The sequence below is a fragment of the Streptomyces sp. NPDC091682 genome (assembly GCF_044756625.1).
In the GTDB taxonomy this organism is placed as follows: Bacteria; Actinomycetota; Actinomycetes; order Streptomycetales; family Streptomycetaceae; genus Streptomyces.
The window spans coordinates 48243-61850 of the sequence record NZ_JBIVTH010000005.1; the positions used below are offsets into that span (position 1 = coordinate 48243).

A 13608-nucleotide genomic window follows, 5' to 3' on the forward strand; every position below is an offset into this window, starting at 1 on the left:
GCGCTCAGTCCGCGATGCCCACCACCAGCCAGATCCCGGCCACCCCGCCCACCGTGCACATCAGCGTGGACAGGGCGGGGTGCTTGTGGTGCGCTTCGGGCAGGATCTCGGCGGACGCGAGGTACAGCAGGACTCCTCCGAAGAAGCCGAGGTACGCGCCGAGGGGTTCCTCCGGAAGGGTGAACAGCAAGGTGGACGCCGCGCCCACGACCGGGGCGACGGCGTCCGCGAAGAGCATCATCAGGGCCTTGCGGCGGTCGTTCCCGTAGAGGCTGGTGAGCGTGTACGTGTTGAACCCGTCGGCGAAGTCGTGGGTGATGACGGCCAGCGCCACGGCCACGCCCATCCCCCCGCCGACCTGGAAGGCCGCACCCAGGGCCACCCCGTCGGCGAGGCTGTGGCCGACCATGGCCGCGGCCGCGGTGAGCCCGACCTGGGGGACGCGGGCGCCGTCCTCGGCGCCGTGCGCGGCCTGGCGAACCGCCAGCAGCCGTTCCACGACGTGCGCGATCAGGAATCCGGCCACGAAGAGCAGCAGGGCGAGCGGGACGCCGAACACCTCCTCGCCCGCCGCGTGGAGGGCCTCCGGGAGCAGGTCGAGGCCCACGACGCCGAGCATCAGCCCGCCGGCCAGGCCCAGCACGAGGTGGCGGCGGTCGGTGACGCGCTGCGCCGCCCATCCGCCCGCCAGGGTCATCAGGAACGCGCCCAACGCCACGATCACGGCCATGCGCCCCTGAATACAGACTCCTCGCCCCGAGCGCACGTCCGCGCGCGAGTGGCGGGTGGCGGAGTGTTGACGGCCGACCGGCCGGGCATGTGCCGGTGACGGGCCGGTGATGGGCCGGTGACGGTGACTACGGAGGGATGGCCCCCGGTGGGCGAGTACGCGACGCAGGTGGTGGTCGGTGTCGGCGGACGCGCGGGGGTTTCCGTCGCGGAGGTCTGCGCCCTGGTCGAGGAGACGCTGCGCGGGGCCGGGCTGACCGTGGGGGCGGTGACGGCGCTGGCCACGGTGGAGTCCAAGGCGGGCGAGGCCGGGATCACGGGCGCGGCGGAACGATTCGGCGTGCCCTTGGTGAGCTACCCCGCCGACCAGCTGGCCGCCATCGCCGTGCCGCACCCCTCGGAGGCGGCGCGCACCGCCACCGGAACCCCCTCGGTGGCGGAGGCCGCGGCCCTCGCGGGCGGCGGGGAACTCCTCGTGCCCAAGCGGCGGTCGGTTTCGGCGACCTGCGCCGTGGCCACGGCCGCCGCGCACGACCTGCGCCACCACGGGGACGCCGAGGTGATCGACGCGGGCTCCGCGCTGGTGGACCTGGCGGTCAACGTACGTGCGGACACCCCGCCGGACTGGCTCAAGCAGCGGATCGCCGCCTCGCTCGGGGACCTCGCCGCATATCCCGACGGGCGGCGCGCCCGCGCGGCGGTGGCGGCCCGGCACGAGCTGCCGGTCGAACGGGTGCTGTTGACGGCCGGGGCCGCGGAGGCCTTCGTACTGATCGCCCGGGCCCTGGGAGCCGAACGGCCGGTCGTGGTGCATCCGCAGTTCACCGAGCCGGAAGCGGCCCTGCGGGACGCGGGGCACCAGGTCGAGCGCGTGGTGCTGCGGGCGTCGGACGGCTTCCGGCTGGACCCGGCGGCCGTGCCGGAGGACGCGGACCTGGTGGTGATCGGCAATCCGACCAACCCGACGTCCGTGCTGCACCCCGCGGGAAGCCTCTCCGCGCTGGCCCGGCCGGGCCGGATCCTGGTCGTGGACGAGGCGTTCATGGACGCGGTCCCGGGCGAGCGGGAGGCCCTGGCCGGACGGATGGACCTGCCCGGGCTGGTGGTGCTGCGGAGCCTGACCAAGACGTGGGGGCTGGCGGGGCTGCGGATCGGCTACGTGCTGGCCGAGCCCGAGGTGATCGCGAAGCTGGCGGCCGCGCAGCCGTTGTGGCCGGTGTCGACCCCGGCGCTGGTGGCGGCCGAGGCCTGTGTGGCTCCGGCGGCGCTCGCCGAGGCGGAGGAGGCGGCCCGGCGGATCGCGGTGGACCGGGCGCACCTGCTGGCCGGGCTCGCGGAGTTCGACGAGGTGACGGCCGTCGGGGTGGCGGAGGGGCCGTTCGTCCTGATCCGGGTGGCCGGCGGGGCCGAGGTCCGCACCCGGCTGCGCGCCCTCGGCTTCGCCGTCCGCCGCGGGGACACCTTCCCGGGGCTGGACCACTCCTGGCTCCGACTGGCGGTGCGCGACCGGGCGACGACGGGCCGGCTGCTCCAAGCACTGGACCACGCCCTCGCACTGGCCGCGCGCTGAGCTTGAGCCGAGCGCGGACCGAGCGCGGACCGAGCGCGGACCGAGCGCCAGCTGAGCGCGCGCTGAGCGCGAACCGGCCGTTCCGACCTCCACGACACCCGTCCGACCTGCGGTCCTTACGGAGCGCCGACGGTGCAGTCACCCGTACGGCTCCGTACGCTGGCCTCGGGGGCGGGGCCGAGTGAGGATCCCCGCATCAGTGCATGACACCGGGGGTAGGGAATGAATTCATCCGCGAAGATGGGCACGGCTCTGGCCGTGCTGGCGGTCGTGGGCGGCGGGATCTACGCCGTACCGCAGCTGTTGAACAACGGCGGGGGGCCCGCCACCGGGCAGCGGTTCCAGGGCGAGCCGGGCCGGGACAAGACGGACGCGCCCGCCGGCGCCGCCGCCGGCAAGCCGTTCACGCTGGTGGCGACCGGCGACATCATCCCGTACCCGTCGATCGTCCAACGGTCGGCGCAGGACGCGGGCAAGGCCGGAGAGTACGACTTCCGGAAGATACTCGCCGGGGTCAAACCCCTGGTCTCCGCCGCCGACCTGGCGATATGCCACCACGAGATACCGTACGGCCGCCCGGGCGGCCCCTACACCGGCTATCCCACCTTCAAGGCCCCGCACCAGTTGGCGGACGCCCTGGGGGACGCCGGGTACGACAGCTGTTCCACCGCCTCGAACCACACCCTGGACGACGGCTACGAGGGCCTCGCCCGCACTCTGGACCACCTCGACCGGGTCGGCATCCCGCACGTCGGCTCGGCCCGCAGCGCGGAGGAGGCCAAGGCCCCGGCGCTGCTCGCGGCGGGCGGGGCGAAGGTCGCCCAGCTCTCCTACACGTACGGCACGAACGGCATCCCGCTTCCCCCGGGCAAGCCGTGGGCCGTCAATCTGATCGACGAGGACCGGATCATCGCCGACGCCCGGGCCGCTCGGGCGGGGGGCGCGAACGTGGTGGTGCTCAGCGTCCACTGGGGCACCGAGTGGCAGACAGCGCCCGATGACCAGCAGAAGGCACTGGCGCAGGCGCTGACCGCCGCCCGCTCGGCCGACGGACTCCCCGACATCGATCTGATCATCGGCACGCACAACCACGTGCCGCAGCCCTACGAGAAGATCAACGGCACCTGGGTGGTCTTCGGGATGGGCGACCAGGTCGCCAGCTTCGTACCGGCCGACAAACTGCGCGGCAACCAGTCCTCGATCCCCCGCTTCACCTTCTCCCCGGCAGCGGGCCATCCGGGCCGCTGGGAGGTGGTGAAGGCCGAATACCTCACGCAGTACTCGGACATGGGGCCGCCGTTCCGCGTCGTCTGCGCCTCCTGCGCGGCCTCGGACACCTCGCTCCCGGCCGCGAAGCGGAGCGAGTACGAGCGGATCGACCGGCAGGTCACCGAGGCCGTGATGTCACGTGGCGCGGGTGGACAGGGCCTGGAGCACGCCGCCCGCTGAGCACGCCACGCGCCGAACGTGTCGCGCGCCGAGCGCATCGCGCGCCGAGCCGGCCGTCGAGCCCGCGGCCACCGGGGCCCGCAGGCCACCGGTACCCGCAGGCCCGTGCGTCGCCGGGCACGCCGCCCGTCCTCGCCCGTCACCCGTTGAGCGCTCCCCTCCGTGCGCTCCTCGGGGCGGGCGCGCCGGGCGGCGGCCCGGGGCTCCCGGCCGCCCTACGAGGCCCTGCCCCGCCGGGTGATCAGGAGCGCGCCCCCACCGATGGCGAGCAGGGTCAGGGCCCCGCCGGCGACGTAGGGAGTCAGTGAACCGCCGCCGGTCTCGGCGAGGTTGGCACCGGTGGTGCCGGAATTGCCGGCGGTGCCGCCGGACACGGCGGAACCGGAGCCCGTCCCCGTCGCCGCCTGGGGCTTGATGTCCGGGTTCGCGGGCGGGTTCGACGCCGGCGCCGCGCCCGTCGGGGACTCGCAGTGCGCCTCGGCGAGCACGATCTCACCGTCGACCTTCGCCACGTTCAAGTTCAGCGGGTTGATCGCCACCTTCAGGCGGAGCGCGGCCGCGGCGGCCGTGGTGGAGGTGGTCTCCGTACCGGACAGCTCCAGGTCGATCTGACCCACTCCGGGGACCTCGATCTTGGTGGGGCCGCCCGCCGACAGCGTGACCTTCTTGCCGAGCGCGGTCACCTTCCCGAGGGCGTTCGCACTGGCCACCGGCTTCTTGCCCGCCTCGCAGACGGCCTTGGAAGTGACCTTCTCCACCTCGATGAGGGAGAGCAACGGCAGTCCGGGCACGTGGACGGAGGCCTTGGCGAGGTTCGCCTCCGCCTCGGCCCGGGTCTTGTCGGCGGTGGCCTTGGAGGTGGCCACGTCAGCGCGCAGCACGCTGACCGGATTGTTCCCCTCGGCCCCGTCCACGGTGACGGTCAACGCGGTCTTCTCGGCCGTCGCCGGGGCGCTGACCTCGTTCAGGGTCGTCTTCAGCGGGACGTGCACGGTCGTGTTGAGCAGGCCCACGTCCAGTGCGGCGCGCAGGACGACGGCGCCGGCCTTGCCCTCTCCCCCGGCCGCGCCGCCTCCCGTGGCGAAGGCGGGCGGAGCGGCGAGCAGGGCCATCGCTCCCGTGGCGAGGAGGACGGCCGCGGGCCTGCGGAAGGTATGGCTGTTCACAGTGGTGGAACCCCCCGGGGAGTTGGGTGCCGTCGCGCCGCCGATGGGGGACATCGCGGGCGCCGACGGACTCGACTCCGGAATCTTTACGCACTGTGGGTGAACGAGGGTCAACCTGATGCGAGTTCACCCCAAAGGGTGGTTTCCGGGAGCATATTCGAATCGTCGCGCCCCATGAAGAACGCGAGTTCCCTCCTTTCACGGAGGCTCGCCCCGTGCGGTCTCTTTCAACGACCGATGGGTCCCCGATGTCACGCGGCGTCAACCGGGCGCCAACGCGGGGCTCAGGCCCGGACCCTGCCGTTCACGACGACCCGCAGCGGCTGCGCGAGCACGCGTACGTCGGCCCGCGGGTCGGCGGCGTACACCACGAGGTCGGCGGGCGCCCCCTCGGTCAGCCCCGGCCTGCCGAGCCACTCGCGGGCCGCCCAGGTCGTCGCGGAGAGGGCGTCGATCGGCGGGATACCGGCTTTGACCAGTTCCGCGACCTCCGCCGCGACCAGGCCGTGCGGCAGGGAGCCTCCCGCGTCGGTGCCGACGAAGACGTCGATGCCCGCGTCGTAGGCGGAGCGGACGGTGTCGTAGCGCCGTTCGTGGAGCCGCAGCATGTGCGCCGACCAGCGGGGGAACTTCGCATCGCCGCCCGCCGCCAGCTTCGGGAAGGTCGCGATGTTCACGAGCGTCGGGACGATCGCGACCCCGCGGTCCGCGAACAGCGGGATGGTGTCCTCGGTGAGGCCGGTGGCGTGTTCGATGCAGTCGATGCCCGCCTCGACCAGGTCGCGCAGCGAGTCCTCGGCGAAGCAGTGCGCGGTGACGCGGGCGCCGAGCCGATGCGCCTCGGCAATGGCCGCCTCGACCTCGGCGCGCGGCCAGCAGGCCGTGAGGTCCCCGGCCTCGCGTTCGATCCAGTCTCCTACGAGCTTGACCCAGCCGTCACCGCGCAGCGCCTCGCGGCCGACGTAATCGACGAGGTCGGCGGGTTCGATCTCGTGGGCGTAGTTGCGGATGTAGCGGCGGGTGCGCGCGATGTGCCGCCCGGCCCGGATGATCTTCGGCAGGTCCTCGCGGTCGTCGATCCAGCGGGTGTCGGAGGGCGAACCGGCGTCCCGGATGAGGAGGGTGCCGGCGTCGCGGTCGGTGAGGGCCTGGCGCTCGGCGGTCTCGGCGTCGACCGGGCCGTGGGCGTCCAGGCCCACGTGGCAGTGCGCGTCGACCAGTCCGGGTAGGGCCCAGCCGGTCACCGTGGTGATCTCGCGGGCGCCGGGCGGGCGCTCGTAGGAGATCCGCCCGCCGACCACCCACAGCTCGTCGCGCACCTCGTCGGGCCCGATCAGCACCCGCCCCTTGACGTGCAGCACATCGCGCCCGTCGCGCACATCGCCTGCCTGGTTCACACCGCTCACATCGCTCATGGCGGCACTGTACGCACGGGCCCCGCCGCTTCAGGAGGCGGAGAGGGCGTCCAGCAGCCGGTCCACGTCCGCCTCCGTGTTGTAGAGGTGGAACGAGGCCCGCAGGAGGCCCGCGCGCGCCGATGTGACGATGCCGGCCGCCTCCAGGACGGGCTGCCGGTCGGCGAGGCCCGGTACGGAGACGATGGCGGAGTCCCCGGGGACGGGTTCGTGGCCCAGGCGCGCGAGCCCGGCCCGGTAGCGGGCGGCCAGGGCGGTGTCGTGGGCGTGGACGGCCTCGATGCCGATCCGCTCCAGCAGGGCCAGCGCCGGCTCGGACGCGTGGTAGGCGAGGAAGGCCGGGGACTCGTCGAACCGCCGCGCTCCGTGGGCGAGTTCCGCCATCGGCCCGTAGGTGGCGCCCCCTTCGGCCACCGCCGGAACCCATCCGGCGTGCAGCGGGGTCAGCGTGTGCTGGGCCTGCGGCGACACCGTCAGGTACGAGGCTCCGCGCACGCCGAGCAGCCATTTGAAGCCGCCGGCGACCGTGTACTCGTACGGCGAGGCGTCGAAGGGGAGCCAGCCGACCGCCTGGGTCGCGTCCACGAGCATCCGGGCCCCGTGCGCGGTCGCCGCGGCGCGCACCGCCGCCAGGTCGGCCTTGCGGCCGTCCGCGGACTGCACGACGCTCAGCGAGACCAGAGCGGTACCGGGGCCCACGGCCTCGGCGACGGCTTCGAGCGGGGCGAAGCGCACCTTGAGGTCGCCGCGCGCCACGAAGGGGTTGATCACTGAGGAGAACTCGCCCTCGGGACACAGCACTTCGGCGCCCGGCGGGAGCGAGGCGGCGACGAGGCCGACGTGGGTGGAGACGGCCGAGCCGGTGGACACCCGGTCGGTGTCCACCCCGACCAGGCGGGCGAAGGCCGCCCGGGCCCCGTTCACGCGGTCGAAGTCGCCGAAGCCGGTGGGGAGCCCTGCCCCCGCCGCCTCGGCCAGCTCCCGTACGGCTGCGACGGCGGAACGCGGGACGACCCCGCAATTGGCGGTGTTGAGGTAGGTGGTGGAGTGGGCGAACTCGGCACGGGTCGCTTCGGCGAGCAGAAGATCCATGCCTTCAACTGTGCGCCAGACCACGCCCACAGTCCATCGCCGAGACCCCTGAGACCTCAAGACCCCTGAGGCCCCCGAGACCCCTGAGGCCCCCGGCTCTCCCCGAGCGGTCCTTATGCCTGGGGGACCGCGCACGCGCCGTCGGGCTCGCAGGCCTCGGCGGCGGGGGCCGGTTCCAGGGCCTCGCGCCCGGCCCACGCCTGCTCCAGGGCCCGGGTGAACACCTCTGCCAGCTGTCCGCCGGAGATCCCGTAGCGGCGGTCGAGGACGAAGAACGGCACGGCGTTCGCTCCCAGCTCGGCGGCTTCGCGCTCGTCGGCCCGGACCGCCTCGGCGTAGGCGGAGTCGTCGGCGAGGACGGCGCGGGCCTCGGCCCCGTCGAGTCCGGCCTCGACGGCGAGCTCGATCAGAACTTCGGGGTCGAAGACGGAGCGCTCCTCGCCGAAGTTGGCCCGGTAGGCGAGGTCGAGCAGCTGCTCCTGCCGGCCGCGGGCGGCGGCCAGGTGGAGCAGCCGGTGGATGTCGAAGGTGTTGCCGTGGTCGCGACCCTCGGTCCGGTAGGTGAGCCCCTCCGCGCGGGCGCTGGCGGCGACGTGCTCCTCCATGCCGCGCGCCTCGTCGCGGGTGCGGCCGTACTTCTTGGCGAGCATCTCCACGACGGGAGTGGTGACGCCCTTCGCCCCGCCCGGGTCGAGTTCGAAGGACCGGAAGACGACCTCCACCTCGTCGCGGTGCGCGAACTCGGCGAGGCCCTTGGCGAAACGGGCCTTTCCGATGTAGCACCAGGGACAAGCGATGTCGCTCCAGATTTCGACGCGCATGATCCTTCTTCTCTCCGGGTTCAGGGGGAAACGGTTTGTGGTTCAACCATTCGCCGCCCCGTCTCATTCCCCGGACGGGGCAGATGCCCGGCCCACCTGGAGCCAGAGGGTGCGGTGGGTGCCCGAGCGCGGGGCCGAGGGATCCGCGAGCCACCCCTGGGTGGCGTAGAAGGCCTGGGCGCGGAGGTTGTGTTCGTAGACCTCCAGGCGGACCCGGCGGATTCCGGCCCGCCGCCAGGCGTCCAGGCAGGCGGCGTGCAGGGCGGCCCCGGTGCCGCCGCGCCAGTGGACGGGGTCGACGTGGAGCTGGGTGAGGGTGGTCTCGCCGTCCTGCGTGCGGAACGCGGCGACCCCGGTGAGCTCGCCGTCCTGCTCGGCGCAGAGCACCTCGCCCTCGGCCGCGTCCCGGGCGATGGCCCGCGACCAGCCCTCGCGGGTCCGCTGGAGCTCGGCGTCGCCCAGGTAGGCCTGCTCGGGGATGTGGCCCTGGTAGTAGGTGGCGCGGGCCCGGGTGTGCAGGGCGGCGATCGCAGGGAGGTCGTCGGGGTGCGCGGCTCTGATCATGGGAGGGGGAACGCGCCGGGAACCCCGACGGTTCCCGGCGCTCCGTCCGCGCGGCCTCCGCGGCTACTTCTTCAGCCACGCCTCCATCATCTTCTGGGCGATGGGCGCGGCCAGCTTCCCGCCGCCGATCTCGGAACGGTCGGTGTCGGAGTTCTCGATCACCACGGCCACCGCGATCTGCTTGCCGTTCGACTTGCCGTACGAGGTGAACCAGGCCAGCGGAGCGAGGCTGTTGTTGACACCGCGCTGGGCGGTACCGGTCTTGCCGCCCACCTCGGCGCCGGACACCTGGGCCGGCTTGCCGCCGCCTTCGGTGGCGACCGTGCGCATGGCGTCGCGGATCATCGAGGCGGTCTTCTCCCCCATGACCCGCTGGGACTTCGCGTCCTTGAAGCTCTCCAGCACGTTGCCGCCCGCGTCGGTGACCTCGGATACGACGTGCGGGGCGACGAGCTTGCCGCCGTTCTCGATCGCGGCGGTCACCATCGCCATCTGGAGCGGGGTGGCCTGCACGTCGAACTGGCCGATACCCGTCTGCGCGACCTGGTCGATCGACATCTTCTTCGACGGGTACTTGCTGGGCGGGTTGGTGCGCACCGGCGTGTCGATCTGCACGTTGAATCCGAGCTTCTCGGCCGTCGCCCGCATCTTGTCCTGGCCCAGCTTGGAAGCGAGCTCGGCGAAGACGTTGTTGCAGGACAGCCTCAGGGCGGTGCGCACCGAGACGTTGTTGCAGGCCGCGGAGCCCGCCTCGCTGGGCAGCGGGGTACGGGTGCCGGGAATCGTGTACGGGTCGGCGATGCCGGTCTGCCGGTCGATGTCGGTGACGAGGCCGTTCTCGATCGCCGCGGCGAGGGTGACCAGCTTGAAGGTGGAGCCGGGTGCCTGGGGCTTGCGCAGCGCCACGTTCTCCATGGCCTTGCCCTTGTCCGCGGAGAGCTCCGTCCAGGCCTTCTCGTCGTTGGCGCCGGCGATGGTGCCCGGGTCGAAGGAGGGATTGTTCACCACGGCGAGGATCTCGCCGGTTCCGGGGTCCAGGGCCACGGCCGCGCCCTGCTTGCCCTGGAGCGCGTCATAGGTGGCCTTCTGGACGTCCTTGTCGATGGTGGTCAGGACGTTGCCGGGGGAAGCCCGCTTATTGGTGAGCATGTCCATGACCGTCTTCAGTCGGCTGTCGGAGCCGTTGAGGACGTTCCTGTAGATGCCCTCCAGCATGGTGCTGCCGTAGGCCTGGGAGCTGTAGCCCGTGATGGGGGCGTAGAGGGGACCGTCGACGTACGTCCGCTTGTAGCCGAAGTCCTTGCCGCCCGTCTTCACCGAGCCGGTGATCGCCTCCCCACCCACGATGATGTTCCCCAGCGGGTTCTCGTACTGCCCGATGAGATTCCGGCGGTTGTGCTTGTCGTCTGCGAGGGCCTGGCCTTGGTATGCCTGCACCCAGGTGACGCGGACCAGCAGGGCCAGCACCAGGAGCAGACAGAAGACCGACGCACGCCTGATCGTCTTGTTCATCCCCCAGAAGGACGTCCCGGCGGTCCCAGCCGTTCCGCTCTGCCCCGATTGTGGCGGGGTTCTCAGTGTTTCTTCATGATGAAACCTCCCTCGTAGGCCGCGATGACCGCCTGGGTGCGGTCGCGGGAGCCGGTCTTGGTGAGGACCGACCCGACATGGGTCTTGATGGTCTGCGGTCCGACGCCGAGGCGCTCGCTCATCTCGTGGTTGGACAGTCCGGTGGCCATCAGGCGCAGGACGTCGGCCTCGCGCTCGGTGAGTCGGGCCACCCAGGGCGCGCCGGCGGTCGGGACGCCGGCCGCGTGGGCGGCGGCCAGGGAGCGTACGGCGGCCGGGAAGAGCAGCGAGTCACCGCGGGCGACGAGTCGGACCGCGCCGATCAGCTCGTCCGGGTCGGCCCGTTTGAGGAGGAAGCCGGCGGCTCCGGCGCGCAGCGCGTCGTAGACGTAGGCGTCGTTCTCGAAGGTGGTGACGACCACGATCCGGGGCGGCTCGGCCATGGTGGCGAGGATCTGTTCGGTGGCCCGGATGCCGTCGATCTCGGGCATCCGCACGTCCATGAGCACCACGTCGGGGGCCAGTGAGCGGACCAGCGGAACCGCCTCGGCCCCGGTGGCCGCCTCACCGACGACCTCCAGGTCGGCTTCGGCCTCCAGGATCACCCGCAGCGCGGTGCGGACCATCCGCTCGTCGTCGCAGAGCACGATGCGCAGCGACGGCCGAGGCGCGGGAGCGGACACGGGGGCAGGGGCAGGCACGGGGGCAGGGGCAGGCACGGGCACGGGCACGGGCACGGGCACGGTCATCGGGCTTCCCCGGCGAACGGGAGGACGGCCCGCAGGCGCCACCGGTCCCCGTGCGGGCCTGCCTCGACGCTGCCGCCGAGCAGAGCGGCCCGTTCCGCGGCGCCGCGCAGTCCGCGGCCCCCGGTGGTGCGGGCCTCCCGGTCCTCGGCGGGTGCCGCCGGTGGATTGGTCATGGTGATCTCCAGTTCACGGTGTGCGGGGTCCGGGCCGGCCTGGATACGGATCCTCAGATCCACCGGGCCCGCGCCGTGCCGCAGGGCGTTGGTGAGTCCCTCCTGGACGATCCGGTACGCCTCGCGGGAGGCGATCGCCGGGAGGGCGGTCCAGTCCCCGGCGGGTCCGGGGTCCTGGTGCGCGGTGACAGTGGTGCCGGCGACCCGGGTGCGGGCCAGTAGTCCGTCCAGGTCGGCGGCGAGGGTGGGCGCGGGTGCGGCGTCCGCCCGGTCCGGGTTCCCGTCCCGCAGCAGGCCCAGTACGGCGTCGAGCTCGCCCACCGTCCGCCGCGTGGTGTCCTCGATCGCGGCCAGCGCCTCCCGTACGAAGTCGGGGTCGCGCTCCAGCATCCGCCGGGCGGCGGCGGCCTGGAGGGTGACGGCGCTCAGGGCGTGACCGACCGCGTCGTGCAGCTCCCGGGCCAGCCGGTTGCGCAGGACCAGATCGGCGGCCCGCTCCTCGGCCGCGGCCAACCGGTCCGCCGCCGTGGGCCCCAGCAGTACGGGCGCCACCCTGGCCAGCAGCTCCCCGGCCCCGACCGCACACAGGGTGAGCCCGGCCAGCAGGCCGATCCCGAGCAGGGGGGCCATGTACGTCTCGACGCCCGTGTTGAACCACCCGAAGCCCAGCCGGACTTCGCGCAGGCCGCTCACGAACGGCAGCACGATCAGCACCAGCGCCATGGGCGGCACCGCCAGGGTCATCCCGCTGACCAGCGCTCCGACCCCCAGGTGCAGGGTCCACCAGGCCGATGCCCGACCCCGCGCGGCCCAGGACCGCGCCGGCCCTTCGGCGAGCCGCTCCCCCGGCACCCCGCACATGGCCCGGACGGCGGTCACCGACAGCGGCCGGACCAGCCCGTAGATCCCGGTGGCGGCGGCCATGGGCAGGGCCGCCGCGTAGGCGGCGAGGGACAGGGGCAGAGAGGAGAGGGCGTTGGTTCCGCCGGCCGCCGAGCCGACTCCCACCGAGGCCAAGAGGAAGTACGGCATCAGCAGGGCGCCGCCGAGGATCTGGTGGACCCACCGCAGCCGGGCCCGCGCCCCCAGCAGCCGGCCCGGGCCGACGCGCATCAGCTCTCGCGTCGGGATATGAGGAACCGGGTGAGAACGGCGGTGGCGAGCATTCCCGTGACCATCTGGCCAGCGTAGATCAACTGCACGGCGGTGGACGGTCCTTCACCGTGGCCCAGCTGCGGCCCCAGCGAAGCGTTCAGCATCCAGGCCCCCCACGCCAGGGTCGCGGCGGCACCGACCCAGGTGAGCCCGAGCGGCCACCGTGCCCGGAGCGCCCCGCCACGGGCCAGGAGCAGTGCTCCCGCTCCCGCGGCGAGCGCGCAGATCGCGTGGGCCACGGACCCGACGGCGCTCTCCGCCGAATACGACTCGGCCCGCTCTGCGCTCAACCCGGCGGTGCCACCGAAGGCCCAGTAGAGGAACAACGCGGTCAGCACCAGGGCGCCCGAGGCCGCGGCTGCCGCCACCACCCCCGTGGGCGACGGCAGCCGCTCTCCCACCACGCCCTGCCACCGCCGGCCCCAGCGCCGACGCGCATAGGGGACGAACAGCGCGGCCAGGGCGAGTCCTTGGACGGTGAATCCCGTGTACACGACGACGAAGACCCAGGAGTCCAGGAAGGGCTCCCGCGCGGCCACCACCTCCGGGCCGTCCCCGAAGCCCAGTGCCCGTACGAGCAGTTGGCCCGGAAATCCGAGGAGTATCGGGGTCAGCAGGCCCGTGGCGGTGAACACCGGAACGGTCAGCATCCAGGCGGGCGTTCTCAGCCCCCAGGGTCTGGTGAGCACCAGGACGAGCAGGATCACGCACGCGTCCATGGCCAGCGTGACGGCATTGGCCACCGTGAGGAACGGGCCGGCCTCCAGCAGCACGCTGCCGTCCGGTATCCCGATCCGGCTGCCGGACAGCCAGGCGGCCTTGAGCACCAGATACGGCGCCGTGGCCACCAGGGCCACCGCCGCGAGGACGTGCCTCCAGGCCCCGGGCACGGGGCCGGGGGCGGGGGCGGGGGTGGGGGTGGGGGCGGCCCCGGGGGAGGGTGTCGGGGCGGAGGACTGCGGTGCGTTCTTCGCTTGAGCGTCTCGTGTGGTCATGCCCCAACGGTCCCGTGCGCGGCGGCCCGCCACCTCCCCCTCAATGGGGAACCGCCTCCCCCACGTGGGGGAGGAAACAGCCGTCCCCGCGGCACCGCACGCACTCCCGCGCGCACTCCCGCACGCGCCGTACCACGCACCACGCACCACGCACCACGCAC

The 13608-nt window shown here is 73.1% G+C and carries 12 protein-coding genes; 2 read left to right on the forward strand and 10 right to left on the reverse strand.

Annotated elements, in window-relative coordinates:
* Window positions 1–4: 4 nt before the first annotated feature.
* Window positions 5–730 carry a ZIP family metal transporter gene (locus ACIQK6_RS13225; protein ID WP_329103383.1) on the reverse strand — a complete coding sequence of 242 codons (726 nt, stop codon included), beginning with the start codon at window positions 728–730 and terminating at the stop codon, window positions 5–7.
* Between the two features lie 147 nt (window positions 731–877).
* On the opposite strand from ACIQK6_RS13225, the gene cobC reads away from it, so the two are divergent.
* Window positions 878–2299 (forward strand): Rv2231c family pyridoxal phosphate-dependent protein CobC, encoded by a 1422-nt coding sequence (gene cobC, locus ACIQK6_RS13230; protein WP_329103381.1) that lies wholly within the window; start codon window positions 878–880, stop codon window positions 2297–2299.
* Between the two features lie 222 nt (window positions 2300–2521).
* Complete coding sequence (locus tag ACIQK6_RS13235) at window positions 2522–3748, forward strand: CapA family protein (protein WP_329103379.1); 1227 nt, start codon at window positions 2522–2524, stop codon at window positions 3746–3748.
* Between the two features lie 215 nt (window positions 3749–3963).
* Here the strand turns inward: ACIQK6_RS13235 and ACIQK6_RS13240 are convergent, their stop codons facing one another.
* From ACIQK6_RS13240 to ACIQK6_RS13280, 9 genes are all read right to left on the reverse strand, one after another.
* Window positions 3964–4914, reverse strand: coding sequence for an SCO1860 family LAETG-anchored protein (locus ACIQK6_RS13240; protein WP_329103377.1), 951 nt, complete (start codon window positions 4912–4914; stop codon window positions 3964–3966).
* A 284-nt stretch (window positions 4915–5198) separates the two neighbouring features.
* The gene (locus ACIQK6_RS13245) at window positions 5199–6329 is read right to left on the reverse strand and encodes an amidohydrolase family protein (protein ID WP_402694800.1); all 1131 of its coding nucleotides are present in this window, start codon (window positions 6327–6329) and stop codon (window positions 5199–5201) included.
* A gap of 30 nt (window positions 6330–6359) precedes the next feature.
* The gene (locus tag ACIQK6_RS13250) at window positions 6360–7421 is read right to left on the reverse strand and encodes an aminotransferase class V-fold PLP-dependent enzyme (RefSeq protein WP_329103372.1); all 1062 of its coding nucleotides are present in this window, start codon (window positions 7419–7421) and stop codon (window positions 6360–6362) included.
* Window positions 7422–7534: 113 nt separating this feature from the next.
* Window positions 7535–8242, reverse strand: coding sequence for a DsbA family oxidoreductase (locus ACIQK6_RS13255; RefSeq protein ID WP_402694801.1), 708 nt, complete (start codon window positions 8240–8242; stop codon window positions 7535–7537).
* A gap of 63 nt (window positions 8243–8305) precedes the next feature.
* Window positions 8306–8806: a GNAT family N-acetyltransferase gene (locus tag ACIQK6_RS13260; RefSeq protein WP_402694802.1), complete on the reverse strand. Its 501-nt coding sequence runs from the start codon at window positions 8804–8806 to the stop codon at window positions 8306–8308.
* 63 nt (window positions 8807–8869) lie between these two features.
* On the reverse strand, window positions 8870–10318 hold the full coding sequence (locus tag ACIQK6_RS13265; RefSeq protein WP_329103364.1) for a penicillin-binding protein 2: 1449 nt from the start codon (window positions 10316–10318) through the stop codon (window positions 8870–8872).
* A gap of 62 nt (window positions 10319–10380) precedes the next feature.
* The gene (locus ACIQK6_RS13270; RefSeq protein WP_329108053.1) at window positions 10381–11031 is read right to left on the reverse strand and encodes a response regulator transcription factor; all 651 of its coding nucleotides are present in this window, start codon (window positions 11029–11031) and stop codon (window positions 10381–10383) included.
* An 89-nt stretch (window positions 11032–11120) separates the two neighbouring features.
* The gene (locus ACIQK6_RS13275; protein ID WP_329103362.1) at window positions 11121–12410 is read right to left on the reverse strand and encodes a histidine kinase; all 1290 of its coding nucleotides are present in this window, start codon (window positions 12408–12410) and stop codon (window positions 11121–11123) included.
* Window positions 12410–13447: a hypothetical protein gene (locus ACIQK6_RS13280; RefSeq protein ID WP_402694803.1), complete on the reverse strand. Its 1038-nt coding sequence runs from the start codon at window positions 13445–13447 to the stop codon at window positions 12410–12412. Before ACIQK6_RS13280 ends, ACIQK6_RS13275 begins: the two co-directional genes overlap by 1 nt.
* Between the last annotated feature and the right edge of the window lie 161 nt (window positions 13448–13608).

What these genes read in the sequence shown, in the direction of transcription:
- ACIQK6_RS13225 (WP_329103383.1), bottom strand. Translation starts at nt 730, where the DNA reads ATGGCCGTGATCGTGGCGTTGGGCGCGTTCCTGATGACCCTGGCGGGC.
- ACIQK6_RS13235 (WP_329103379.1), top strand. Translation starts at nt 2,522, where the DNA reads ATGAATTCATCCGCGAAGATGGGCACGGCTCTGGCCGTGCTGGCGGTC.
- ACIQK6_RS13245 (WP_402694800.1), bottom strand. Translation starts at nt 6,329, where the DNA reads ATGAGCGATGTGAGCGGTGTGAACCAGGCAGGCGATGTGCGCGACGGG.
- ACIQK6_RS13250 (WP_329103372.1), bottom strand. Translation starts at nt 7,421, where the DNA reads ATGGATCTTCTGCTCGCCGAAGCGACCCGTGCCGAGTTCGCCCACTCC.
- ACIQK6_RS13255 (WP_402694801.1), bottom strand. Translation starts at nt 8,242, where the DNA reads ATGCGCGTCGAAATCTGGAGCGACATCGCTTGTCCCTGGTGCTACATC.
- ACIQK6_RS13260 (WP_402694802.1), bottom strand. Translation starts at nt 8,806, where the DNA reads ATGATCAGAGCCGCGCACCCCGACGACCTCCCTGCGATCGCCGCCCTG.
- ACIQK6_RS13265 (WP_329103364.1), bottom strand. Translation starts at nt 10,318, where the DNA reads ATGAACAAGACGATCAGGCGTGCGTCGGTCTTCTGTCTGCTCCTGGTG.
- ACIQK6_RS13275 (WP_329103362.1), bottom strand. Translation starts at nt 12,410, where the DNA reads ATGCGCGTCGGCCCGGGCCGGCTGCTGGGGGCGCGGGCCCGGCTGCGG.
- ACIQK6_RS13280 (WP_402694803.1), bottom strand. Translation starts at nt 13,447, where the DNA reads ATGACCACACGAGACGCTCAAGCGAAGAACGCACCGCAGTCCTCCGCC.